This window comes from Aeromonas sp. EERV15, assembly GCF_900079845.1.
Lineage (GTDB): Bacteria > Pseudomonadota > Gammaproteobacteria > Enterobacterales > Aeromonadaceae > Aeromonas > Aeromonas sobria.
Genome location: NZ_FKKY02000108.1, coordinates 1 through 472, shown reverse-complemented (window position 1 = coordinate 472; position 472 = coordinate 1). Strand labels below are relative to the sequence as shown.

Annotated in this window: 1 protein-coding gene; it reads right to left on the bottom strand. The window is 66.9% G+C overall.

The genetic code is table 11. The features are described from left to right. On the bottom strand, positions 1-472 hold a 472-nt coding region (locus BN4575_RS22820; RefSeq protein ID WP_176716464.1), incomplete at both ends, for an FG-GAP-like repeat-containing protein.

Sequence of the window (472 nt, the reverse complement as noted above, 5' to 3'; positions counted from 1 at the left end):
GGGCCGCCCAGCAGCATGCCGGGAGGGACCGGCATCAGGAGATCCTGCCGCCCGTCGCCGTTGAAGTCGAGCGGGACGGCGAACCGGAAGAACGCGTCCTGATCGGGAAAACCGAACAGATCGCCGAAGCTGAACGCGTCGACGGTACGGAACGGCGAGGGCACGAAGGTCGGCCCCGTATTGAAGAAGGTTGTGAGCTGGTGGTGGCCGGAGCCGGATTCGACGGCATCGGGCAAGCCGTCGCCGTTCACGTCGAGAAAGACGACGCGACCGCCGGGTCCCACGGCCGGGAGCGCGGTGTCGAACACCTCCCAGCGTCCATCGCCCCGGCGCATGATCGCGTCGTAGCTGGCTCCGGGGAGGACCGTCCCGTCCCCGAACCGCCTCAAGGACGGCACGACGAGATCGATCTTGCTGTCGGCGTCGAGATCGAGCGTGTGGAATTCCGTATCGCAGGGATAGCCGGAGAGCA